Annotated in this window: 19 protein-coding genes; 17 read left to right on the top strand and 2 right to left on the bottom strand. The window is 70.3% G+C overall.

What is annotated here, in order from left to right; translation table 11 throughout:
• The first annotated feature begins 140 nt into the window (after positions 1–140).
• The 4 genes from HHAL_RS00895 to HHAL_RS00880 are packed head-to-tail and all read left to right on the top strand — an operon-like array spanning position 141 to position 3,102.
• The gene (locus HHAL_RS00895; protein ID WP_011812988.1) at positions 141–815 is read left to right on the top strand and encodes a haloacid dehalogenase type II; all 675 of its coding nucleotides are present in this window, start codon (positions 141–143) and stop codon (positions 813–815) included.
• Positions 816–864: 49 nt separating this feature from the next.
• Entirely contained in the window at positions 865–1,236 is a 372-nt protein-coding gene (locus HHAL_RS00890) for a DUF6164 family protein (protein ID WP_011812987.1), read from the top strand.
• On the top strand, positions 1,236–2,609 hold the full coding sequence (locus tag HHAL_RS00885; RefSeq protein WP_011812986.1) for a hypothetical protein: 1,374 nt from the start codon (positions 1,236–1,238) through the stop codon (positions 2,607–2,609). Before HHAL_RS00890 ends, HHAL_RS00885 begins: the two co-directional genes overlap by 1 nt.
• A gap of 19 nt (positions 2,610–2,628) precedes the next feature.
• Positions 2,629–3,102 (top strand): FKBP-type peptidyl-prolyl cis-trans isomerase, encoded by a 474-nt coding sequence (locus HHAL_RS00880; RefSeq protein WP_011812985.1) that lies wholly within the window; start codon positions 2,629–2,631, stop codon positions 3,100–3,102.
• Positions 3,103–3,231: 129 nt separating this feature from the next.
• On the opposite strand, the gene HHAL_RS00875 is transcribed toward HHAL_RS00880, so the two are convergent.
• Positions 3,232–4,854: a methyl-accepting chemotaxis protein gene (locus HHAL_RS00875; RefSeq protein ID WP_011812984.1), complete on the bottom strand. Its 1,623-nt coding sequence runs from the start codon at positions 4,852–4,854 to the stop codon at positions 3,232–3,234.
• Between the two features lie 403 nt (positions 4,855–5,257).
• Here HHAL_RS00875 and tssJ point away from each other — a divergent pair, with 403 nt between their 5' ends.
• From tssJ to HHAL_RS00805, 13 genes are read left to right on the top strand one after another with little or no spacing between them, the layout of a single operon-like run.
• Positions 5,258–5,755, top strand: a complete 498-nt coding sequence (gene tssJ / locus HHAL_RS12405; protein WP_187147867.1) for a type VI secretion system lipoprotein TssJ — start codon at positions 5,258–5,260, stop codon at positions 5,753–5,755.
• 1 nt (position 5,756) lies between these two features.
• Positions 5,757–7,109, top strand: a complete 1,353-nt coding sequence (gene tssK, locus HHAL_RS00865) for a type VI secretion system baseplate subunit TssK (RefSeq protein ID WP_011812982.1) — start codon at positions 5,757–5,759, stop codon at positions 7,107–7,109.
• On the top strand, positions 7,106–7,819 hold the full coding sequence (locus HHAL_RS12400; RefSeq protein WP_011812981.1) for a DotU family type IV/VI secretion system protein: 714 nt from the start codon (positions 7,106–7,108) through the stop codon (positions 7,817–7,819). The genes tssK and HHAL_RS12400 overlap by 4 nt, the downstream gene beginning before the upstream one ends.
• Complete coding sequence (locus tag HHAL_RS00850; protein ID WP_011812980.1) at positions 7,816–11,259, top strand: type VI secretion protein IcmF/TssM N-terminal domain-containing protein; 3,444 nt, start codon at positions 7,816–7,818, stop codon at positions 11,257–11,259. Before HHAL_RS12400 ends, HHAL_RS00850 begins: the two co-directional genes overlap by 4 nt.
• Positions 11,256–12,752 (top strand): TssA family type VI secretion system protein, encoded by a 1,497-nt coding sequence (locus tag HHAL_RS00845; RefSeq protein WP_011812979.1) that lies wholly within the window; start codon positions 11,256–11,258, stop codon positions 12,750–12,752. The genes HHAL_RS00850 and HHAL_RS00845 overlap by 4 nt, the downstream gene beginning before the upstream one ends.
• Before the next feature lie 51 nt (positions 12,753–12,803).
• Positions 12,804–13,364, top strand: a complete 561-nt coding sequence (gene tssB / locus HHAL_RS00840; protein ID WP_049751680.1) for a type VI secretion system contractile sheath small subunit — start codon at positions 12,804–12,806, stop codon at positions 13,362–13,364.
• Positions 13,365–13,367: 3 nt separating this feature from the next.
• A complete protein-coding gene (tssC, locus tag HHAL_RS00835) occupies positions 13,368–14,882 on the top strand; it encodes a type VI secretion system contractile sheath large subunit (RefSeq protein WP_011812977.1) in 1,515 nt (504 codons plus the stop codon).
• Positions 14,883–14,916: 34 nt separating this feature from the next.
• Positions 14,917–15,402, top strand: a complete 486-nt coding sequence (locus HHAL_RS00830) for an Hcp family type VI secretion system effector (RefSeq protein ID WP_011812976.1) — start codon at positions 14,917–14,919, stop codon at positions 15,400–15,402.
• A gap of 55 nt (positions 15,403–15,457) precedes the next feature.
• A complete protein-coding gene (gene tssE / locus HHAL_RS12395; RefSeq protein WP_011812975.1) occupies positions 15,458–15,895 on the top strand; it encodes a type VI secretion system baseplate subunit TssE in 438 nt (145 codons plus the stop codon).
• The gene (locus HHAL_RS00820) at positions 15,873–17,570 is read left to right on the top strand and encodes a type VI secretion system baseplate subunit TssF (protein WP_011812974.1); all 1,698 of its coding nucleotides are present in this window, start codon (positions 15,873–15,875) and stop codon (positions 17,568–17,570) included. Before tssE ends, HHAL_RS00820 begins: the two co-directional genes overlap by 23 nt.
• Positions 17,555–18,517 (top strand): type VI secretion system baseplate subunit TssG, encoded by a 963-nt coding sequence (locus HHAL_RS00815; protein WP_011812973.1) that lies wholly within the window; start codon positions 17,555–17,557, stop codon positions 18,515–18,517. The genes HHAL_RS00820 and HHAL_RS00815 overlap by 16 nt, the downstream gene beginning before the upstream one ends.
• On the top strand, positions 18,514–20,574 hold the full coding sequence (locus tag HHAL_RS00810) for a type VI secretion system Vgr family protein (protein WP_011812972.1): 2,061 nt from the start codon (positions 18,514–18,516) through the stop codon (positions 20,572–20,574). Before HHAL_RS00815 ends, HHAL_RS00810 begins: the two co-directional genes overlap by 4 nt.
• Entirely contained in the window at positions 20,574–22,523 is a 1,950-nt protein-coding gene (locus HHAL_RS00805) for a contractile injection system protein, VgrG/Pvc8 family (RefSeq protein ID WP_011812971.1), read from the top strand. The genes HHAL_RS00810 and HHAL_RS00805 overlap by 1 nt, the downstream gene beginning before the upstream one ends.
• Here HHAL_RS00805 and typA read toward each other — a convergent pair.
• Complete coding sequence (typA, locus tag HHAL_RS00800) at positions 22,520–24,337, bottom strand: translational GTPase TypA (RefSeq protein ID WP_011812970.1); 1,818 nt, start codon at positions 24,335–24,337, stop codon at positions 22,520–22,522. The genes HHAL_RS00805 and typA overlap by 4 nt on opposite strands.
• Between the last annotated feature and the right edge of the window lie 5 nt (positions 24,338–24,342).

The following is a 24,342-nucleotide window of genomic DNA, read 5'->3' as shown; positions in this document are numbered from 1 at the left end:
GGGATTGTAAGCTCGGTGGGCTCAGGAGACCAGCCCGGCGCGCAGCGCGCACCTCGGGCGACAGGAGTGCTAAGGTGCCCGCATAGGTTTGAGGGGCTCCGCTGGAGCCGGCGCACCGGCAGAGGATCCGAGCGATAGATATGGCGACGACGCTGGCCTTCGATGTCTACGGCACCTTGATTGACACCCACGGCGTGACCGAGGCGCTGCGCCCCCACCTGGGGGATCGCGCGCTGGCCTTCGCACGCAGCTGGCGCGAGCGGCAGCTGGAGTATACCTATCGGCGCACGGTCATGGGCGAGTACGCGGACTTCGCGGTCTGCATCGCGGATGCACTCGACCATACGGCCCGGTCCTTCGGTCTGAGTCTGAGTGCCAACGAGCGCGATGCCCTGCTGCGCAGTTATCAGCGACTGCCCGCCTACCAAGAGGCCGAGCTGGCCTTGCGCGAACTCCACGAGGCGGGCTACACCAGTTATGCGTTCTCCAACGGGAGCCGTGAAGCGGTCAGCAAGCTCCTGGGCGACAACGCCCTGCGCACCTACATTGAAGACATCGTCAGCGTCGAGGTGGTGGAGGCGTTCAAGCCCAGTCCGCAGACCTACGATGCGTTCCTCGCGGAGGTCGGCAGCCGGGCGGAGGAGACCTGGTTGGTTTCGGGGAACCCCTTCGACGTGATCGGCGCCCGGGCCTGCGGCTGGAAGGCAATCTGGGTACGCCGTCTCCCGGGTGCGGTCTTCGACCCCTGGGGGCCGGAGCCCACGGCGACCGTGGCGTCGCTGTGCGATATCCGGCGCCTCCTGCCGCCTGTCTGATTCGGGCCGCTTGCCTGGCGGCACCGGGTCTCGGAGAATCGGAGGAGCTATGGCAAAACTCCTGCTCAACCTGCGCGGTGTGCCCGAGGACGAGGCTGAGGAGGTGCGCAGTCTCCTCGATCAGTACCACCTGGACTACTACGAGACGCCACCCAATCGCTGGGGCATCACCCAGGGCGGGATCTGGCTGCGTGATACGGAGCAGTACCCGCAGGCCAAGCGGCTGCTCGACGAGTACCAGCGGCGGCGGTTCGAACGGGTACGGGCCGAGTACGAGGCGATGCGCCAGCGGGGCGAGTTGGAGACGGTCACCCAGCGCATCCTGCGGGAGCCGCTGCGCTTCCTGATCTACTTTCTCTTGATGGCGGTGATTCTCGCCTTCATGACCGTCCCCTTCCTGCACTTGGCGATGAGTAGCTGATGATGCGAACCACCTACAGGAATCTGCTGGCTGTCGCGGCCATGACCCTGGGGGGCAGCATGGTGGTCGGTGCCGACGCGCCTGCTGCCGACGCCCCGGAGACGCTGGCGGAGCATCTGGCCGTCATGAATGCCCTGACTGTCAAAGGCCGCACCATGCGCGACAGCGAGATGGGCCACACGGCCTACGACGAGACGCTCAGCGGTGAGCCGATGGGCGCCGTGGGTAACCGCTGGCTGGCCCTGCTGGAGGAGCTGGAGGGATACCGGGAGGAGGGCGAGGGGCTGCGTGGCGCCGAGCCCCGGCACTACGCCGACGCCACCTACCTCTACCACATGCACCACAGCGCCGGCCGGTTCGAGGATCACGGCCTGTTCGATCCGATGACCCACGCACCCTCGGCGCTGTTGGTCGGCAACGGGCGCTTCGTCATGGAGTCCCTCCAGGAGGGGGGGCGATTCCACACCGATGCCGACCGGGAGTCGTGGACCCCGCAGAGCATGGCCTACGGCCTCGACGCCTTCCACGGCGTGGCCTACGCCTGGGTGCGCTGGGACAAGCCGGGCGGGGCCGAGGACATGGGCCTGCTCAGTGCCGAGCAGATGCGCGAATGGTTCGGGCACGAGCCGGAGGATGCGGTCGCGGTCGCCCGGGATGCTGCCGAGGTCCTGGATGACGCCTGGGATACCGAGTCCGGCACCTACGACCTTGGGGAAGGGCCGGTCTGGGAGCTCGACGCCCTGGCCTCCCTGATCCGCGGCCACAAGGGGCTCTATGAGCTCCTCTACGTATTCGGCGATGGTGAAGAAGATGAGCGCCAGGCCGAGCGGCTGTTCGAGCGCGCCGCGCGCCTGGTCGAGGCCGTCCTGGGGGAGGACGGGGTCGTTGAGTCCTGGGGCCTGCCCGCCCGGGTGCGCTTCGAAGATGGGTACGCGGTGGCGGACAGCGAGGATGTCGATGTCGAGGCCCAGTGGCGCTGGGTCCATCACCTCACCGGCGGGTTCGCCCTGCTGCGCGAGAACGAGGGGACCAGCCGTTTCCTGGAACGTCGCCGTCCCGGGCTGAGCGAGGAGATCGGAGGGGCCATCGACCGCCTCATCGAGGGTGCGCTGGCACACCAGTTGTCGGAAGGGGAGGTGGTGGCAAGCCTCGATTACGACAGTGGTGAGGTGCGTGATCCTGACGCATCCCTGACCACCCAGGCTGCCCTGGTCATGGGCCTGGGGAACGGCTATTCTGCCGGCGAGAGCTTCCTTCGCCCCGGCGATTGGGAAGGCGCGGATGCGGAGGCCGAAGATCGGACCCGCGCCGTGTACGACGCCATCCTTGGGCATGGGCGGGGGGTCTCTGGTAGCATGACTGAGACACGATGACGCGCGAGAGTACTTAACGATGCAGGTAGCTAGTGAAAAGGTCGTCACTTTCGATTTCACCCTGACCGGGAGTCAGGGCGAGGTGATCGACCAGTCCCAGGGTGGCAACTTCGCCTATCTCCACGGCAGCCAGAACATTATCCCGGGTCTGGAGAAGGCGCTGGATGGCAAGGCGCCCGGCGATGAGCTGAATGTCACCCTGGAGCCGGGTGAAGCCTACGGCGAGCGTGACGAGCGGCTGATGCAGAGCGTGCCGAAGGAGGCGTTCCCGGAAGGGGCCGAGCTGAACGTCGGCGAGCGTTTCCAGGCGCAGGGGCCGGATGGTAGCCCCATCCCGATCACCGTGGCCGAGGTCGGCGAGCAGGAAGTCACCGTCGATGCGAACCACCCGCTGGCCGGTGAGACCCTGAACTTCGACGTGAAGATCGTCGACGTTCGTGAGGCCACCGAGCAGGAGCTCGAGCACGGGCATCCGCATAACGACGCCGCGTAGCGTCGCCGGCCTGATTCAGGCCGGAAGCTGAAAGGGCCGGTCCCGCGTGGCGGGGCCGGCCCTTTTTGATGGTGCGCCGGGCACGGCGCGCAGCGCCGTGAACCGATCCGTGTGCACGCCTGAGTGGATTCACACCCGGAAACGCCCGACCTGATCCCGTAGGTCCTCGGCCAGCTGGGCAAGTCGCTGGGAGACCTGGCCGGTGTCCTGCACTGAACTCCGCGTTTGCTCGGCCGTATCGCTGATCAGCGTCAGGTTGCGATTGACCTCTTCGGCCACCTGGGACTGCTGTTCCACCGCGCTGGCGACCTGGTTGGTCATGTCCTCGATCTGCGTCACCACGCGCGTGATCTCCTGGAGGGTGTTCCCGGCGGCGGAGGCCTCTTCCACGGTCCCCTCGGCCTGCTGACGGTTGCGCTCCATAGCTTGCACCGCCTGCTGGGTGCCGTTCTGGATGCCTTCGACCATCTCCTGGATGCTGCCAATGGAGTCCTGGGTCTTCTGCGCGAGCTTGCGCACCTCCTCGGCGACTACGGTGAACCCGCGTCCGCTCTCGCCAGCCCGTGCCGCCTCGATGGCTGCGTTGAGGGCGAGCAGGTTGGTCTGGTCGGCGATCCCCCGGATGACCTCAAGGACCTGTCCGATGCGTGCGCTCTGCTCATCCAGGGCGCGGATGGCCTCGGCGGAGTCACGGACATTGGTCGCCAGGTCGTGGATGGTCTCGATGGTGTGGCCGACGCCCTCCTGACCCTGTCGGGACTGCTGGCTGGCATCCCCGGCGGCGTTCGCCGTGTCCTGGGTGTTCCGGGCGATCTCGTTGATCGAGGCGCTCATCTCGTTCATCGCCGTGGCCACCTCGGAGGTCCGCTCTTGCTGGTTCTGCACCCCCTGTTGATCCTCCTCGGCGCTGCGCTGCAGCTGTTCCGTGGCCGAGGCCATCTGGGTGGCGGAGTCGCGGACGACGCGCACCATCTCGTGGATCTTGTCGACGAAGCGGTTATAGGCCGCGCTGAGCTCGGCGATCTCGTCGCGGCCCTCGGCGTCCAGACGCCGGGTCAGGTCGCCATCCCCGGCGGCGATGTCCTCCAGGCTATCGACGGCACTCCGCAGCCGGGCGGTGAGGTGACGGGACACCAGCGCCGCCAGGCCGATGGCAAAGAGCACGGTGATCGCCAGGCTACCCACCGTGATCTGTGCCGCCTGGGTCTGCTGCGCCGCCGCCTGCTTGGCGTGGCGGTCGCGCTCGGCTTCGAGGATTTCGCGCAGTTCGCCGAGCTGATCCTGGAATACCCGCCGAATGGGCTGTGCCTCTTCATGGTAGAAGGCCTCGGCCTCGTCGAAACGCCCGGCTTCCTGCAGCTCGACGATCCGCTCGCCGACCTCGTGCAGCGCAATGTGCGGTTGTTCGAGGCCGTCGACGGCCTCGCGCAACGCCTCACTGGCCGATTCGTAGTGCTCCGACCCCTGGTAGTCGTAGAACCACTCGCCGAAGGCGCATGAGGTGAAGTCCAGCTCCCCGGTGAAGGTCTCTTCGAGCAAAAAGCTGTCCGCCAGCTCGTTGGTCCAGCTTAGGTGCTCGACCTCACGCTCGACCAGCATGGCGGACTGCTCCATGTAGGCCATGGCGTCCCGGTTCTCGTTCGCGGTGTCCTGCAGGGCCCAGTGAGAGAGCAGGCCGCTGGTCCCCATCAGGATCACGATGAGGCCGAAGGAGATACCGAGCTTGTAGCGCACGGGCCAGTTAGCGAGCATTAGGCGGATCCTCCCCGGTTGCCGTGGACACTCCCTGTGGAGAAGTGACCGGCTCGGACCTTATCACGCGTGGCGGGTGCCATCAGGGTAGTGGTGGGCAATGCGCCAATGCGCCACACCGTGGGTCCCGGGTCTGTGGCTTCTGCACCGGGCGCATGGGTTGCGTGGCGGCAGCAAATCTGGCTGAGTAGAACGAGACGTCGCCTCAGGGACGAGGCACGGATACGGGCAGCCCCCCAACAGGCTGCTTAAGGACCTCAAGGACGAGGGCACAACCATGGATGTGGACCGCAGGAAGGCGGTTCGGGGTGATCGCCGCCCCGGGCGCTCCCCGTGCGCCGGCTCCGCCCCCGCACGACGTTCGCTGATACCCTCCGTTACGGCTCGCCCCCTTGGCTGGGGTGTGGCACTGCTCCTGTGTGCCTGGGCGGCAGCAGGGTGTACGCCCCGGGTCGAACTCGACATGACCGCCGGGCCTCAGCTCAACCCTGGACCGCAGGGGGAACCGCTCTCGGTCCTCCTGCGAGTCTATCAGCTCGACGACCGCACGCCCTTCGAAGACGCGGACCGCGCGGCACTGACCCGGGATGACCGCGCCGCGCTGGGCGGCTGGGAGCAGCGGCGCGAGCTGGTCCTGCAACCCGGCGAGCGCAAGGAAGTCGAGCTGGAGATGGCCGACCCGGCCGGTTATCTGGCAGTGGCCGTCTTCTACCTCGATGAGCAGGCCGAGCGCTGGCGTCTCCTGGAGCCTTTGCCGGAATCCTTCCTGGGGATGCGCCCCGGCCAGAGGATCACCCTGGCGCTGGATGGGGGTGCGCTGTGGGCGGGCAGCGAGGCCGAGCGCAGGCGCGCCGCCTGGCAGCGGGAGGATGTCGCCGGGCAGCGTTCGGCAGGGCTTTGACATGGACGTCACGGCATTGCTCCAACGACCGGTCTGGGCGGAAGGCGTATTGCTGGGGCAGCAGCACTTCCAGTGCTGGGAGCGCTATCTCGAGGCGGCCCAGGCGCGTCGCCTCAGTGCGGTTACCCCTCACGCCTACGGCCTGCTGGGCCTTGTGGTCGAAGAGGCCCCCCTGGAACAGGGCGTGCTCCGGCTTCAGGCCTGCCAGGCGCTGCTGCCGGACGGGCGTTTGGTCGCCCATGGCCACGGTGATCCCCTGGAGCTGGATCTGACCGGCTCATCGGGGCAGGAAGGCGTCGTCTACCTGACGCTGCCGCGCAACAATCGCGTCCGTGATCTGCCCGGCTACGCCGATGGGGGGAGCAGCGCAGCCTGGCGGCCGCGTTTCGTGCAGCTCGCCGATCAACACGACGAGCAGCGCGAGCGTGAAGTCCTGCTTGCCGACCCGGAGCTGGCGCTGGGGACGCAGCCGCCATCGGGTGCCCGGGTCGGACTGCCCGTGGCGCGTGTGGTGCCAGGCGATGCAGGTGGGTTTCGTCTCGATCCGGCGTTTTTGCCCGTCGCCTGCCGGCTGGATGCTTCCACTGGATGGCAGACGCTGCTCGGGCGCATCACAGCCCGCGTAGAGAACCGCTGTGCCCGTCTGCGCGAAGAACAGGGGGCCACCGGGCGGGTCAGCGCCTTCGAACCGGGCGAGGTGGCGCGGCTGTTGCTGCGCCAGAGCCTGGAGCCGGCGGCCTGCGCCCTGCGCTCGTTGGTCGCCAACCCCGCCAGTCACCCCGGGCAGCTTTACGACATCCTCGCCCGCCTGGTGGCAGCGCTGTCGGCGCTCTCCGAGGTGACCTCGCCGGCCGAGACGGTACCGGTCTACGATCACGACCGTCCGGCTGCCGTGTTTACCGCGCTGGAGGAGGGGCTGGAGCGCCTGCTGGATCAGGCCATGCCTCGCCAGACCCGCGGTGTCCGCCTGGTTTGCGAGTCCGAGGCCGTGCTGGTGACCGAGGGTGCGGAGCAGCCGCTGATGGAGGGGTGGACCTTCTTCCTGGCCGTGCACGGCGCGGCCGACCCGGCTGGCGACTGGATCGCGCGCCTGCCCATGGATCTGCGCGTCGGCCCGCGGGAGGCCCTCGAGCGTCTGGTCGCCGCCGGGGTGGCCGGTGTGCGCCTGGTCCATGCCCCCAGGCCGCCCGGGCAACTGCCGGTCAAGAGCGGCTACGAGTACTTCCGGTTGGAGCCGGCCGGGGAGCATTGGGAGCAGGCCCAGCGTGCGGGGGGACTGGCCGTGTACCGACCGGCCGAACTGGCCCACCTGCGGATGGAGATGGTGGCGCTGCGCGAGGAGGAGAACCCATGATCGCGGCGGAGCAGGCTGCGTCGCCGCCGACGTCGACGGGGTCGCTGCTGGAGGTGGCGGAGCCGCTGTTGCGCGAAGCAGCGTCACTGCGTGACGGCCGAATCGCTGCAGCGCAGGGAGATGGGCTGCGTGAGCGGGCGCGGCAGACGCTGGAGCGGTTGCGGGAACGGGGCCTCGCCGCCGGCCTGGGCGATGCCGCCCTGGCCGATGCCGAGCGGGCGGTGGTGGCGTTCCTGGACGAGGCGGTGATCGCCTCGGCGCATCCGGAGCGGGCGGCGTGGCTGGCGCAACCGCTCCAGGTCGAGCGCCTCGGCGAACGCGCGTCGGGTCAGCGTTTCTTCCAGAGGCTGGAGGGCCCTCGCGAGCAAGCCCCGCCGGCGGCGGTCCTTGAGCTGTACCTGGCCTGCCTGTGGCTCGGCTTCCAGGGAGTCCACGCTCTGGAGGATCAGGCGCTGCTTGATGCGCATCGCCATCGGCTCGGCGAGTGGCTGGCCGACCGGACGCCCGCGGCACCCCCGCCGCCCCCGGCGTCGGCGGGCACGGATCGGGGTGCCGGTCAGCATGTGGGCTGGTTCTGGTCGGCGGTGGCGGTGCTTGCTCTCGCGGCGCTGGCCTATCTCCACACCGGGGTGCAGGTGGAGCGGGCCGCCGAGGCTGCCGCCGAAGAGATCGAGGCTGCCCGGGAGGTGTTGCGGAGGGGCACGCCATGAGAGGGCAGGCGTCCATCAGTCAGGGGGCGGTCGGGTGGCTGCGGATGCCCGCCTTCCTGCGGCGACCGTTTGTGTGGCTGCTGGTGGCCGTCCTGCTCGCCGCAGTGGCTGTCTGGTTCGGCCTGCCGTTGTTTGGCGTCGATCCGGCCGGGTGGCGTCTGGCAGGCGTCCTGACCCTGTTCGGGGTGGCTGGTCTGGCGGTCGGGGCTGTTGCGCTGCGGCGCGCCCGACGGCTGGATCGGCAGCAAATATCTGGGGACGAGGCCGAGGCCCTGGCCGCGGCCATGGATCGCCCCCTGCGTCGGCTGGACCGCCCCTCGGGGCCAACGGTGCCGGGGACTGGTGGGCGATACCGTGTGCCTTGGTACTTGGTCATCGGGCCCGCCCGGTCGGGTAAGAGCCGCCTGATCCGCTGCAGCGGTCTTCACTTCCCCGACGACGATGATGAGTGGCTGGCTGCACGCGGTGACGGCGGCACCCGCCATTGCGACTGGTGGCTTTCCGATCGGGCCGTTTTCCTCGATACAGCTGGGCGCTACACCACCGATCCCCCCGCGGAGACCGGCTGGTATCAACTCCTCGGTCTGCTCCGGCGTGTTCGCCGGCGTCGCCCCGTCGATGGGGTGCTGGTCACCATCGACGCCGGCGAGCTGGCCGAACTGGATGCATCGGGACTGAGGCGATGGGCGCGGGCCCTGCGGACGCGCCTCGCGGAGCTCGAGACCGATCTCGGGGTGCGGCCGCCGGTGCTCCTGATCGTGACTGGAGTGGACTGTCTCCCCGGCTACGAGGCGTTCGTGGCGGCAGCCGGGGGCGGTTCGTGGTGCGGGCCCTGGGGGGCAGCGGTGGAGTCGGCCGCTGACCCCGGCCTGGCGGCGCAGCGGCTGCAGGCGCAGGCCGATGAGGCGCGCCTGGGCCTGATGGCGGCTTGGGCCGGGGAGACCGATGCGGTTGGTCCGTTCGCCTTTGCCGCCGATCTGCGTTCGGTGACCGGCCCTTTGGCGGAGCTGCTGCGCCTGCTGTTGCGCCATGACCCTTATCGGCGCTCGCCGTCCCTGCAAGCGGTGTACCTGACTGGCCATGCACCCGGACGACCGAGCCTGACACCGGGGCTCTTCACCCAGGCTGTCGTCCCGCTGGCACGGGGGCTGCGCCTCTCCGCCCGGCGGCTGGCGGTTCGGCGGCTGGCCCGGGTCGCGCTGGTCGCCGGGCTCCTCGGTGTCGCTGGCGTGCTCGGGCACGGTACCGCCGAGCAGTACCAGAGCCGTCTCGCCCAGGCCACGGCGGTGGCCGAGGGGGCCGCCGCCGTGGCCTATGCGGTGGGCACCGAGGATCCGGAGGTCGGCGCCAAGCTGGAAGCGGTCGAGCGGGTCCAGGGGCTGAAGGATGGGCTCCGACAGCGCTCTGAAACCGGCGGCATGGCGGCGTTCGCGCTGGACCCGGGCGGCCGGCGGGTCGGCGAGCTGTACGCGCAGCTGCGGGGGCTTCTGATTGAACTCGCCGGCCAGGCCCTGTTGCCGGATGCGGGGCGGGCCGTGCAGCAGCGGCTCGAGGTATTCGCCGACGAGTGGCCGGGACTCGAACCGCCGGAGCGCCAGGCCCGCCGAGAGGCGTATCGGGAGGCCCTGGGGGCTTGGCTCCGGCTCACCGGTGAGGATGTGCCGGTCGACGATGATCGGGTGGCCGTCCTGCTGGCCCGGCTCGTCGCCGCTGAGCAGGGTCTGGGTACACCGGAGGCGGAGAGCCCGTTGGTCCGCGGCCTGTCCCGCGCGCTGTCGGACCCGCAGCAACGGCGCTCCGTGGGGGAACGACTCGACGGGTCACCCGGGCGTCGTCTGGTTGAACGGGCCCGGGAGCAGCTGCGAACCCCCGCCCGGCCGGAGCCGATCCTGGAGCGGCTGCTCGCCGAGGCCGAGCTGGACTTGGCGCCGTTAACCCTCGAGGCGATCGCCCCGGGCGGTGCCTCGCGCATCTGGTCGAGCCAGCGGCCGGTATCCGGGGCGTTCCGGGGTGCCGCCTGGGAGACCCGTCTCCGGCCGGCGCTGGAGCGAACCCTGGAGGGCCTGCGGCACCCGGATCCCGTCCTCGGCCGCAGCCGGCGGGACGTGCTCGGGGACCAGCGGTCCTCGGCCTTGGCCAAGGACGTCGAGGCGCGTTACCTGCGCGCCTTCGTGGACCACTGGCTGGATTGGTTGGAAGGGGTGCGCTGGCAATCGGTGGGCGGCGGGCGCGAACAGGCCGCACAGCTGGAAGAGGCCGCGGATGCCGGTGCCCTGGCGGCGCTGCTCGAGGGGGTACACGCCCAACTGGCGGCACACGCCGGCGACGTTCCGGTGGCGGCCCTGGGGCAGCAGCTGGGCCAGGATCTCGGTCGGTACCGACACGATCCGAGGGGACGGGAGCTCTTCGCCCTGCTGGGGTCGGGAGAAGAAGAAGGCGACGCGGGACCGCTGCCCGAGGTCGAGGCGGCCCTCTCCCGGGTGGCGGAGCAGATCGGCCAGCAGGCGTCCGCCGCCGACCCGGGGCGCAAGGCCATGGAGCGGGTCGCGCTCGCCCTGGCGGGCGAGGGGAGTGGCTGTTCGCTGCGCGCGTACCGGACCACAGTCCGGCAAGCGTTGGGCCCGACCTCCAGCGCCGTACGCAGCGCGCTGGAACCGGTGCTCCTCGGCGGTATGGATGCCGCCTGGGCGCGGTTGCGGGCCGAGGCCGCCGAGGAGCTCGAGGGGCGCTGGCAGGCCGAGGTGGTGGAGCCGTTTCGTCGCTACCTGGCCGGGCGGTTTCCGCTGGATGCCGACGGTGCGGACGCCGCCCTGGGGGACTTCGAGGCCTTCTTTGCACCCGAGTACGGGGTGTTGTGGCAATTCAAGACCGAACAGCTTAGTCCGTTCCTGAGCGGCAGCGACGGCCAGGGCGGTGAGCGGCGCTGGCGGGGCGGTGGGGTGGGCATCACCGCCGAGGTGGTGGGGGCCCTGGGCGTGGCGGCCCGAATTCGCGACGGGCTGTTCGAGGACTCGGGGCAGCTGCAACTGCGCTATCGGGTGTCGCCGGTCGCCAGCGCCGACTGGGTCGACATGCGCTGGGAGTCCGACGGCGAGGCGCTGCGCTACCGCAACGGCCCGCCGGTCTCTGCGAGCCTACGCTGGCCCCAAGGGTCCCCCGAGCCCGGCCGAATCGCCGCTGTCTCTGCCCACAACGGCGCGATGGGGCGGGTCGAGGCGGAGGGCCCCTGGGCGCTGTTCCGGCTGCTCAGCCGTGCCGAGGAGCGCGAACAGGTCCGTTCCAGTGCGGTCCGCGTGCGCTGGTCGTTGCATGAAGCGCAGGAGGCGTCGCATCAGCCGGTGGAGTTCCTCCTGCGCACCGAACAGAGCACCCCACTGCTGCAGTGGGGGGATCTGTCCCGCTTCCGTCTGCCGACCCGTTTGACCCAGGAGGAGGCGTGACCGAGGAGTGCCATCCCGATGCGACGGACCACCCGCTGGGGCTGCCGGGGCGTGTCCTTGCCGCCCTGGACGGGGATGCGGACGTAGGCGCCGATCCACGCCACGGTGAGCGGTTCGCTCGCCTGCGCGAGGCGGTCCAGCGGCTGGGCGGGGCGGATTTCGCCCAGGTCGCCGAGGACGCGGCGGTCCTGCTGGAGCAGGAGGCCAAGGATCTCCGCGTGCTTGGTTACCTGTGCCTGGCCGAGCTCCAGGAGCGTGGACTCGAGGGGTTTCGCGCGGCGCTGGCGGCACTGCACGGCGCTCTGGCCGCGTTCGGCGAGCGGATCCATCCGCAGCGGGACGGTGGCCGGCGGGCGGCCATCGAGTGGCTGTCGGAGAGGCGCATGCTGGCCCTGCTCGATCGGGCGGCCGGCCGCGATGATCCCGAGCAGCTGCGCGCCCTGGAAGCGGAGCTCGACCGGCTGGGCGCGGAGCTGGAGCGGTTGTGGTCGGACCCGCCGGGGCTGCGGCCGCTGCGCAACTGGGTGCAGGAACGGCAGACCGCCGTTGCCGTGGCCACCGAGCGGACTGCGCCTACGCAGCCCGGCGCGCGGGAGGATGACCGTTCGCCGGGTCCGCCGCGAAGTGGCCAGGAGCTGGGACGGCGGCTGCGCGAGGCGCTGGATTTCCTGCGCAGCGAGGGCGAGTGGCTGGCGATGACCGCGCTGGCTCGCGCCTGGCGCTGGGGGCGGCTTGGACCGCTGAGCGCCGACGATGGTCGGCTGCGCATCGAGCCACCGCGCCAGGTGGCGCTGACCGCGATACGAAGGCACGTCGATGAAGGCGCCTGGGAAGCGGCCTACCTGGCCGCCGAATCGGCCTTCCTGGAGCCGGGCGGGCACCTCCAGCTGGAGATCCAGGCCGTCGCTGAACGGTCGGCGACGGCGATGGGGCGAGACGATATCGCTGCGTACATCCGTGCGGCAGCGGCGGAGTTGCTACAGCGCCACCCGGCGTTGCCGGATCTGCGCTTCAGTGATGGCAGCCCATTGGTCCCCCCGGGACAGGTCGCCTGGGTGGCCGATCGCGTGGGAACGGGTGACGAATCGCCATGGCGGGAGGAGGGTGAGACCCCGGTGCAACTCGGTGAGGCGCTGGCGTTGATGCGCAGCGAAGGACTGGCAGCCGCGCTGCGGCAAATCGATGCCACGCCGCAGCGCAGCGGTCGCGAGCGCTGCGCCCAGGAGCTGGTTCGGGCGCGCCTCTGCCTGGATGCCGGCTATCCCGAGCTGGCCCGGGCGCGCCTTGAGCTGCTGGCGGCGGAGATCGAACGCCGGGGGTTGGACGAGTGGGATCCGGAATCAACGCTGGCGGTTTGGCGGGAACTGGCGCTGGCACTGCAAGCCAGCGAGCGCGACGGTCAGCTCGATCGCGAGCAGGTGGCTCGGCGCCTGCTCGCACTGCGCCACCGGGTGGCGCGTGCCGATCTGGAGGCGGCGATCGCCTTCCCCTGACCGGGCCCGGTGGCGGGACCGGTGGAGTCCATCGATGCCAAGGAGCAGGCCATGGAGAGTTTCCAACAGGAAGTGCCGAAATCACGGGTGAACATCACCCTCGATGTGGATACAGGGGACGCCCGCAAGACCCTGGAACTGCCGCTGAAGATGCTGGTCCTGGGCGACTTCAGCAACGGCCAGGCCAGTGGCCGTCTCGCCGAACGTGAGCGCGTGCCCATCGACCGGGACCATCTCGACGCCGTCCTCGGCGACCTCAGTCCCTCCCTGCAGGTGACGGTGCCGGATACCTTCCGGGGGGACGGGTCGCAGATCCGGGTGGCCCTCAAGATCGACGGTTTCCACGCCTTCAGCCCCGAGGCCGTGGCCCGGCAGATCCCGCAGGTCAATAACCTGCTGGCGATGCGCAATCTGCTCAAGGATCTGAAGTCGAACGTCCTCGATAACGCCAGATTTCGGCGCGAGCTGGAGCGCATCGTGCAGAACCAGAAGGAGCTGGAGGGGGTGATGGGCGAGCTCAGGCAGATCGCCCCGCTGCATACCGGGGAGGAGGACCGAGAGGCCGGCTCCTCGGGCGAATCAACGGAAGCCGACCGGGATGGTCAGGAGTGAGCCATGAGTGAGCAGACGAGCGCAGATAGGGCCGCAGAAGCCACGGCCCCGGCGGCAAGCTATGCGCACCTGTGCCAGCTGGCCGAGGTCGAGCCGGTCTCCGGCGCCCTGGAGATCGCCACCTTCCAGGACTCGGCGGTCATGGCGGACATCCCCTCGGAGAGTCGATTGACCGCTGCCCTGCAGGTGTTCCTGGATCTCGCCAGTCAGGACGGCGAGCTGGTCGAGCGCATCGACAAGGCGTTGCTCGACGAGTATATCGCCCGCATCGACGCGGCGGTGAGCGAGCAGCTCGACGCCGTCCTGCACCATCCGGAGTTCCAGCGGGTGGAGTCGGCCTGGCGCAGCCTGCGTTTCCTCGTCGAACGCAGCGATCCCAAGGCGAACATCAAGCTGGAGCTGCTCGATGTCTCCAAGGAAGAGCTGGCCGGCGAGCTCGAGGATGTCACTGACATCACCCAGTCCGGCCTGTACCAGCACGTCTATGTGCAGGAGTACGACACCCCGGGCGGGGAGCCCTTAGCCGCCATGGTCTCCAACTATGAGTTCGACTGCTCGGCGGCGGACATCAACCTGCTGACCGAGGTATCCCGGATTGCGGCGGCGGCCCACTGTCCCTTCCTCGGTGCCGTCGGCCGGGACTTCTTCGGCAAGGCCTCCCTGGATGAGGTGGTCCGGATCCCGGATATCGCCAGCTATCTAGATAAGGCCGAGTACGCCCGCTGGCGCGGGTTCCGCGACACCGAAGACGCTCGGTACGTCGGCCTCACCCTGCCGCGGTTCCTGCTGCGCCTGCCCTACGGGGCCGACAACCCCACCCGTGCGTTCGACTACCGCGAGAACGTCACCGGGGTCGATCACGATCGCTACCTTTGGGGGAATGCAGCCTTCGCCTTTGCCGCCAACATGGCCCGTTCCTTCAAGGCCTACGGGTGGACGGTCAATATTCGCGGGCCGGAGTCCGGCGGCAAGCTCGAGCAGCTGCCGATCCACGTCTTCGACCTCGGCCGTGGGGCGCAGACCAAGACCCCCACCGAGGTGCTCATCTCCGAGAACCGCGAAATCGAGCTGGCCGAGGCCGGATTCATCCCGCTGAGCTTCTACAAGAACAGCGATTACGCCTGCTTCTTCTCGGCCAACTCGGCGCAGCGTCCGGCCCGCTACAACAGTCCCGCGGCGACGGCGAATGCCCGGATCAACGCCCGGTTGCCGTACATCTTCCTGGTCTCCCGTCTGGCTCACTATCTCAAGGTGCTGCAGCGGGAGAATATCGGCTCGGCCAAGAGCCGGCAGGACCTGGAAAACGAGCTCAACGATTGGCTGCAGGGGCTGGTGACCAAGATGCAGAATCCGGATCCCGATCTGGTCGCTACCCGCCCGCTACGCGAGGGGGTGGTGGAGGTCGAGGAGGTCCCCGAAAACCCGGGCTTCTACCGGGTCAACATGTCGGTGATGCCGCACTTCCAGATCGAGGGTATCGACCTGAAGCTCTCGCTGGTGTCGCAGTTGCCGACCTGAAACCGCCCACACTCAAGGAAGAGGAGGCGAAGCCATGGCGATTCCTGCCTACATGTGGCTCAAGGACGATCAGGGCAACGAGATCGAGGGGTCGGTGACCATCACCGACCGCGAGGGCAGCATCGAGGTGCTCGGCTTCGAGCACGAGCTACGCATCCCCACGGACAGCGACACCGGTGCCCTGACCGGTACGCGCAAGCACGAACCGTTCGTCTTCACCAAGGCCTTCGATTCGGCCTCACCCTACCTCTACAAGGCGTGCAGCAAGGGGCAGACGCTCGAGGAGCTGGTGCTGAGCTGGTACCAGATCGACGAGTCGGGCAACGAGCAGGAGTACTTTCGGCACACCCTCAACGACGTGAAGATCACCTCGGTGCGCCCGGTGATGCACAACGTCAAGGAGGCCGATAAGGAGCGCTTCCCGCACATGGAGCAGGTGGCCATCCGCTATGGCCGGATCACTTGGGCTTACGTGGACGGGAACATCGAGTTCTCCGACTCCTGGACCGAGGGCCGGTGACCGGCCGAAAGGCGGGCCGGGGGTCGCTGCCCTGGCCCGCCCGTGGAGGTGCAACGTGACGGTAGGGCTTTTCGATCGCCTGGAAGGGGGCACTGGTCGCCCGCCGCCGCACACCGGGACGATGCCTGGGAGCGAGAGTCGGGCGAGCGTGGTTCGGCACATCCTCCGGTTGCTGGCAGCGCGCCGCGGACGCCCGGCCCACCTGGCCGGCTACGGACTGCCGGACCTCTCGTCCTACTACCACGATCTGGACGGCGCCGCTGCGTGCTTGGCGACGGCCGCTCAGGAGTTGATCCCCCGTTACGAGCCCCGGGTCGTCAGCCTGGCCGTGCACGCGCAGCCCGCTTCGGTGGAGACGGGCTACGTGCTCTGGCTGGCGTTGCGCGCGCAGCTGCACCGGGGCAAACACCTGACGCTGGAGCTGGCGGTGGACGGAAACGCCGGCGTACACCTGCTCAGCGGAGGTGGGGATGGATCTGCGTCGGGCGTTTGAGCAGGAGATGCGGCGGTTGACCGAGGCCGGGTCGGCCTTCGCCCGCGCCTATCCGGGCGAGGCCCGGATGTTGGGCCTGGACGATCCCCACGATCGGGACCCGTACGTGGAACGGCTCCTCGAGGGGCTGGCCTTCCTGACCGCCGGGGTTCACGCCGAGCTCGCCGCCGGGATCGAAGACCTCCATCAGCAGTTGCTCCATCTGGCCGCCCCGGAGCTGGCCGAGCCCTGGCCAAGTGCCACAGTGCTGGCCTTCTCGCTCGCCCCGTCCCGACCTGAGCCGGTGGCGTTACCCCGTGGCGCCACGGTCTGGTCGCCGCCGGAGTGCGCAGATGGGGTGGCGATCCCGTTTGCCACCCTGGCTGCTGGCACGGTCGAGCCGATCGAGGTGGACCGGGCCGAGTGGCTGCCGGGCCCGGAGGGCGGCAGTGAGGTGCGCATGGTGCTGCGGTTCCCGCCGGCGGATGCCGCGGCACCGAGCCTGCCCGGGGTGTTGCCGCTGCTGATCGATGCCGAGGCGGGTCTCTGGGAGCGCCTGCGTGCCGCGCTCCTGCACGGGGTCCGGCGGGTGCGGGTGCGCTGCGACGAGGCGGATCCCGGGCGGGTGATCGGTGGGGGGGAGCTGCTGGCCCCGTGGCTGGCGGAAACGGTGCAGGACGGCCCCGGAGAGCCGATTGCGCCAGCGCTGAGCCACCTGCGGTGTTTCTTTCTGGCCCGGCCGCTGCTTGCCTGGGTTCAGCTCGGCGGACTGGAGCGGGTTTCGCTGCCTGCCGGGGCCGACCGCCTGGAGGTCTGTTGCGAGCTGGACTGGCCGGCGCCGGGCGCGGCCGCGGCGGATCGGCGACTGTTGCTCAGCAACTGCCTGCCGGCGGTGAACCTCGGGTCCACCGATGCCGAACCGCAATGGATCGAGGCCGGGCCGGGTCCCTTCCCGGTGCGCAGCGATGGAGACGGTCCGGGGCGCCGTGTGGTCCATCAGGTCCTCGGGGTCCGCGTGCGTGCTGCGGACAGCGGTCGGGTACGGGCTTATCACCCGCCCTGGCAACCGCAGCTGGAAGCCGGGGAGGCTGGTATATACCGCGTGCAGCGGCGCGATCCGGACGCGGGCCACGGCGTTGCCGTGTGCCTGGACACACCAGCGGGCCCGGGCACGCTCGGCGCGCGCCTGCGTTACTCCCACGGCGAACTGCCGCGCCGGTGCTTGGGCCGGGGAAACGTGACGCAGCCCGGGGCCGAGGTGCCGGACGGGGTGACGGTGACCAACCTGCGGCGGCCGACGCGCTTCCAGCCGGCCCCCCTGGAGAGGGGGCGGGGCCAGGCCCTGTCCCGCCTGGTCCGGGGGGATCTGGAGCGGTGGGCGACCCGGGAGGGGGTGCAGGAGCTGATTGCCGGCCTCGCCGACGCGCCGGGCAGCGCGGCGGCGGAGGCCTGTCACGCCGCGCTGAGGTCACTGGTGTGCACCTCGGCGGTACGGGTCCGGGAGGGGGTGGTGGAGACGGGGCTGCACGCCACCCTGGAGCTCGACGCCCGACCTTGGCGGGATCCGGGCGAGGCCTACCTCCTCGCTGAATGTGTCTATCGGGTGCTGGCCGCCTGGACGCCGCTGGATCGTTATCTGGAGCTGGTCTTACATCTGGAGCCGCACGGGGAGGTGGCCCAATGGCCACGACGGTAACTGCCCCCGATACGGCCGTTGCCCACGTCGTAGCCCGGGGCCCCCGTCTGCGGCTGTGCGAGGCCGTCTGGGCGCTCGAGCACGCCGGCCTGACGGCGCTGGCTGCGGACGAGCCGGGGCCGGGGTACCACATCGAGCCGGCTGCGGACTGGACCTTCCCGGCCGCCGAGATCCGCCGCTGTCGGCAGATCAGCGAGCGTCGGGTGGCGATCGAGGCCAACGTCCTGGCCCTGCTGGGGCCGGAGGCCCCGTTGCCGAGCTACTGGCTGGAGGCGGCAGCGCGGGAGGACCCCACCGGGGAGCGGGTGCAGGGCTTGTTGCGCATGCTCAATGCTTCGGTCTATGCGGCGCTGCTAGCGGGATGGCGGGCGATGCACGGGCCGGCGTCATCGGCTCCCTGGGCGCAGGCCCTGGCGGCTTTCGGGGTCGGGTCGGGGGGCGGTCTGAGCGGGCTCGATCTGTTCCTTGCCCGGCGCCCGAATCGAAGCGGCCTTTGCCGGCTGGTTCAGCGGGTCACGGGGCAGCGGCAGGTGGAGGTGGTGGATCGCCAGCCGGTGGTCCACCCGTTGGGGCCGTTTCCGCTGGGCCAGGGTCACGGACCCCGTCTCGGGGAAGGTTGGGGACTGGGCGGCATGGTCCGTGTCGCCGGCGGCCTGCTGGGGATTCGTATTGGCCCGTTGGCGCCCGCCACCGCCACCGGGCTCATCGAAGAGGAACGGTTCAGGCGCCTCGGGCTATGGCTGAGCCGTTACCTCGGGCCCGTGCCGCGTGTTGAGGTGCAGATCATGGCCGCCCCGGGGCGGCTGCCTGCCTGGCGTCTGGGGGCAGGCGCCCGGCTGGGTGGGGCCACGTGGCTCGGCCGGCGGTCGGCCCGAGCCGTGTCGTTGCCCCTGCCGGGGCGGTCCACGGCGCCCACCGGGACGACAGCGACAGGAGAGACGCAATGAAGGGGAGTGCCAAGGAAGGCGGTGGCGCGCACGCGCTGTTTCGGGTGCGTCTACCGGGATTGGACCCGGACGTGCTGCGGGTCGAGCAGATTGTCGGTCATCAGGCACTGGATGACGGTGACCGTCTGCAGGTCCGGGTGTGTGGCCCGGTCGGGGATCGGGTCCGGGAGTGGCCCGGGCAGCTGGTCGCGTTGACCCTGGGTTGGGGGGTGGCGCCGCGAACACTGCACGGGGTGATCAGCGAGGTGGCCCTCTGCGGGGGGGAGATGTCCTCGCGGGCGGCGACCCTGACCGTGTGCTCGCTGCTCCATCCCCTGGCCGGATCATACCGGCGGCGGGTCTATCGGCGTTGTTCGGCCTTGCACATGGCCCGCGAAGTCCTCCAGGGCGCGCTGCCCGACGGGGTGTCGGTCACCGTGGGGGTGGAGCGGTCCCTGCCGGAGCGGCCACTGGTCGTCCAGGGCGCTGCGGATGACCTGGCCTTCCTGCGCCGGGTGTTGGCCCGGGAGGGGTGTTTCCCGGTGGTGCGGGATGCCGGTGGGCGGCCAGAGGTCCGCATCGTCGATCATCTGGCGCAGGCCGAACTCGACGCGGCGGCGCTGACCTGGCGCCCGGGCGGTGGGCCGACCCCGACCACCCGGGCGACCGTCTCCGAGGTCTCCCGCCGCTGGACGCTGCAGCCGGGGCAGGTGCGGGTCGGCGGTTTCGATCCGGCGTTGCCCGACCGCGGGCGTCCCGCCACGGCAGGCACCGACGCCGCGGAGGACAGTCCGATGGAGTTGGGGCTCCACGGGGTCACGGCGGGTGGTGAGTCGGCCCATGCAGAGTGGGCCGAGGCCGTGCACGAGGCCTCCGCGGCCCAGCGCTGCCGTATCGAGGCGGTCGTGGCGACGCCGTTGCTGCCCGGGATGCGGGTGGTCATCTCCGGGCATCCGGAGGCTTCGCTCAATGGCGCTTACTGGGTCTACCGCGCCGAGCACGAGGGGGACCAGGCCGCGGCGATTCACGGCGGTGGTGGTGCGGATCGGGTGGACTACCGGGGGCGGGTGGAGCTCCTGCCGCTCGACCCCGGTTACCGGCCGGCCCCGGTGCCTGCACCCGCGATCCCGGGGGTCGCCGTGGCATGGGTCGCTGGCGGGGATCCGGAGCGCGCCGAGGTCGACGAGGCCGGGGCGTACCGGATTCGCCTGTTCGACGAGGCCGAGGCGGCCGATGGGGTCGAGGCAGCCCCACCGGGGCCGCCGGTCTGGGCCGTCCAGCCGAGCGCCGGTGCGCAGCACGGCCTGCACTTGCCCCTGCTGCCCGGGACGCGCGTGGCGGTGGCGGGGTTGCACGGCGACCTGGAACAGCCAGTGATCCTGGGGGCCCTGAGCAGTCAGGATCAGCCCGGTCCCGTGACGGACCGCAATCCCCACCAGCACCTGCTGCGGACCGCGGCCGGGCAGCGCCTGCTGCTGGACGACCGGCCCGGGGCCGAGGGGGCGGAGCTGGCCGTGGGCGAGGCCGCGCGACTGAGTCTGGAGGGGCACGAGGAGGCCCCCGGGGCAACGCTGGAGGCCCCCAACGGTTATCTCGAGCTGGCCAGCGGCGGAGAACAGCGCGTGCGCAGCGGTGGCGATCAGCGGCTCGATGTGGCCGGGGCCTATCGGGTGGAGGTCGAAGGGAGCTACCACCTGGAGACGGAGGACGGCGCGTTGCACTGGTTTGCCGGCGACACCCTGCATCTGGAGACCGGCGCGGGGGATCTGCTGCACGAGGCGCCAGACGGGGAAGTGGCCCTGAAGGCGGGGCGTCAGGTGTCGCTGGATGCGGGATCAGGATTGCGGTTGATCGCCCGACAGGGTGCGGGCGACTGGCAGGTTGAATCGGGCGCGCTGCGCCTGGAGGCGGCCGGCGACGTCGCCCTGGTCAGCACCGGGGGCGGCTGTCTGCAGCTCGGCGACGGCTTCGGGCTGCGCATCGAGGACAGTGGTGCGGTCTATGTCGAGGGGCGGCACATTGAGCTCAGCGCCGAGCAATTGGTGATCGCTGCCGACCGCATCGAGGAGGGGCGGTGATGGGCGGGCCGCCGCAGCCGCGGCCTTGGGCCGAGCTGGAGGTCGCGGGGATGCGCTTGCTCCTGCGACGGCTCGAGGGGGAGGAGGCGCTCTCGCGGCCCTTCCGGTTCCGGGTGACCGGGCGGGGGGATGGAGGCCTCGAGGGCGGCCTGGAACTCCTCGGTCAGCCGGCACGGTTGCGCTGGGGGGATGGTCTCGGGGGCGCGCGCTCGCTGGCCGGGCGTGTGACCGCCTGGCAGACCGGTCCGGGTACGCGGAGCAGCGCGGACCGGTTCGAGGCGGTTATCGAGCCTGGCTTGGTGCAGCTGGCAAACCGGGCCGATCATCGGTTCTTCCCCCGGGTCCATTTGGAGGATCTCACCCGGTGCTGGTTGTCCGCCGTTGGCTACGAGTGGGCCGATCCGCGTTGGCGGGTGCATGAGGCGCCGGCCTGGCGGTGCGGGGTGCTGCAGGCCGGTGAGAGCGATTTGGCGCTGTTGCAGCGGTTGTGGGCCCAGGCCGGGGTCACCCTCGGCTGGCTGGATGGGGCGCGTGAGCAGCCACTGCTGACCGACAGCGCATCCGGGTTCCCTTGTGCCGAGACGGAACTGCGGCTGCCGGGGACGGATCCGGCGAGGGGCACGGCGGAGCCGGGATGGCGTTACCGCATGCAGCCCGCCCACCCACCACGGCCCGCACCCGTCGGGCTGGACGGCGACGTTAAGGCGCACTGGATGCGGGTGCGACGACAGGCGCAGGCCGTTCGTCAGGCCTGGCTGGACGTGGCGACACGGCGCGCCGGCCTGGGGGCCGGATTCCGGGTCCCGGTGGTCGTGGCCGCCGAGGACGGCGGGCGCGAAGTCGCCGACTGGGGGCGCTGGTGCCTGATTACCCGGGTCCGGCACCGGCTGACGTGCACGGCCGATGCGCCGGGCGGTGGCGGGGAGTACCGGGCCGAGCTGGAGGCGGTACCGGAGATCGTCGGTGACGCGGCGCTGCCGTACCGGCCGCTGGAACCGGCGCGATGCCCGCGCAACCTACCGATCCCAGCGCGGGTCTGCGCCGACGGGAGCCGGGGGGCGGAGGCGCAACGCAGCGGTCTGTATCTGCCCGAGTCCGTGGTGCGGCTGATGCCGCTGCCGCACGGCGCGCGCCGTGGCGCCTGGCACGTGCCGCTGGTCGACGGGGAGCGGGTGCTGGTGGGCTGTCTCGACGGCGATCCCGATGCGGCGGTGATCCTGGGCAGCCTGCCGGTGGCCGGTCAGGATCACCCCGGGGCGGAGAGCCGGGGCCAAGCGGGGGCCTATACCACGCCGGGAGGGCGTCGGCTGCTCCTGCCCGGGGCCGGACGTTGCGGTGAGGGGCACCTATCGGCGGTGGTTCTCGATGCGGGGGGTGGTTCGCCCCGGGTCGCCGTGACGCGTGGCAACGGGGACCACGGGGATGGTGCGGAGCTGGATGCCGGAGCGGGGCCGCTGGGTCTGCGTGCCGGCGCGGGGGGGATCCGTGAGCGGGCCGGCGGAGAGCGCCGCGAACGGGTCGCCGGAGACCGGCGGGTTGCTGCGCAAGGCGGGGTCGAGGGGCGCAGCGAGCAGACGAGTTCGTTCCAGGTGGCCGGGCAGGCACGGCTCGGCGGCCACGACTCGCTCACCGCCCGGGCTGGGCGCGAGTTGCGCCTACACGCCGGCAAGGTGCTGCAGGTCCTGGCGGCCGACGGAACCCGCTTGCGGACTCGGCAGGGCGATGGCTGCTGGCAGGTGGAGCGCGGCGATCTCCGCCTGGCGGCGGGCGAGGATATCGTCCTCCGCAGCCGTGGAGGGGTGGTGACGCTGCGCAACACCGCCGGCTCCGCCGGCATCACCGTGGACGCCCAGGGCGGCGTCCGGATCTGGGGGCGGCAGGTGATCCTCGACGCCGAGGGCGCGCTGCGCCTCGACGCCGAGGTCCACCACCGGTCCGGTGACCGTTAGCTCGCCCGCTTGTGGCGCTTACGCTCGCTCTCGGTCAGCAGCCGCTTACGCAGGCGGATCGACTGCGGTGTGATCTCGACCAGCTCGTCGTCGTTGATCAGCTCCAGGGCGTACTCCAGCGTCAGCTGCATGGGCGGGGTGAGGATCACGTTCTCGTCGCTGCCGGCCGCCCGGACGTTGGTGAGCTCCTTGGCCTTCAGCGGGTTGACCGTCATGTCCGCGTCACGGCTGTTCAGGCCGATGAGCATGCCCTCGTAGACGGGGTCGTTGGGCGAGACCATCAGCCGCCCCCGCTCCTGCAGGTTGAACAGGGCGTAGGCCACCGCCTTGCCGTCGTTGCCGGAGATCATCGCGCCCTCGCGGCGCTGGCCAACCTCCTTGTCGCTGCGGGGGCCGTAGTGGTCGAAGACGTGGGTGAGGATGCCGGTCCCGGAGGTGAGGCTCATGAAATCCGTCTGGAAACCGATCAGCCCCCGCGCCGGGATGGTGTACTCCAGGCGGACGCGGCCATTGCTGTCGACCTGCATGTCCTGGAGGCGGCCGCCGCGTTCGTTGAGGGCATCGATGACCGCGCCCTGGTGATCGCTCTCGATGTCGGCGACCAGGTGTTCGTACGGCTCCTCGGTGCGCCCGTCCTCGCCCGTGCGGGTGATCACGGCCGGGCGCGAGACGGCAATCTCGTAGCCTTCGCGGCGCATGTTTTCGAGTACCACGGACAGGTGCAGGAGCCCACGGCCGGAGACGTGGAAGCGGTCCGGATCGTCGGTGGCCTCGACGCGCAGCGCGACGTTGGACTTGAGCTCCCGGTCGAGACGCTCGCGGATCTGGCGGCTGGTCACGTAGCGCCCCTCGCGGCCGGCGAACGGTGATTTGTTGACCTCGAAGCCCATGCTCACCGTCGGCTCGTCCACGGTCAGCGCCGGCAGGGCCTCGACCTGCTGTGGGTCGCACAGGGTATCGGAGATATCCAGCGGATCGATGCCGGTGATGGCCACCAGGTTGCCCGCATCGGCGGACTCGATCTCGACCCGCTCCAAGCCCAGAAAGCCGAGCAGGGTCTGGACGCGCCCGCTGCGCTCGTTGCCTTCCCGGTCGACCACGGTGACCGAGGTACCCGGCGTGACCTGGCCCCGCTTGATCCGGCCGATGCCGATCTGGCCCAGATACTTGGAGTAGTCCAGGGTGGTGATCTGCATCTGGAAGGGGCCGTCGCTGTCCACCTGCGGCGGGCGCACCTGATCGACGATGGTCTGGAACAGCGGGGTCATATCGCCGCTGTCGATGTTCGGCTCCTCGCCGGCGTAGCCGCCCAGGGCCGAGGCGTAGATCACCGGAAAATCCAGCTGCTCCTCGGTGGCGCCCAGATCGGCGAACAGGTCGAAGGTCTGATCGATCACCCAGTTGGGCCGTGCGCCGGGGCGGTCGATCTTGTTGACCACGACGATCGGCTGTAGGCCGAGGGCGAACGCCTTCTCAGTGACGAAGCGGGTCTGCGGCATCGGACCGTCCTGGGCATCGACGAGCAGAAGGACGGAGTCGGCCATGGAGAGCACCCGTTCCACCTCGCCGCCGAAGTCCGCGTGGCCGGGGGTATCGACGATGTTGATCCGATACCCCTGCCAGTCAATGGCGGTGTTCTTGGAGAGGATGGTGATGCCCCGCTCGCGCTCGAGGTCGTCGCTGTCCATCACCCGCTCGGCGTCTCCGCCGCGGGCGTCGAGGGTGCCGGACTGCTGGAGCAGCTGATCGACCAGGGTCGTCTTGCCGTGATCGACGTGGGCGATGATGGCGATGTTGCGGAGGTTTTCGACCATTCGGT

The organism is Halorhodospira halophila SL1 (genome assembly GCF_000015585.1).
In the GTDB taxonomy this organism is placed as follows: Bacteria; Pseudomonadota; Gammaproteobacteria; order Nitrococcales; family Halorhodospiraceae; genus Halorhodospira; species Halorhodospira halophila.
The sequence above is the reverse complement of the archived record's forward strand: the minus strand, read 5'-3'. Positions and strand labels throughout refer to the sequence as shown.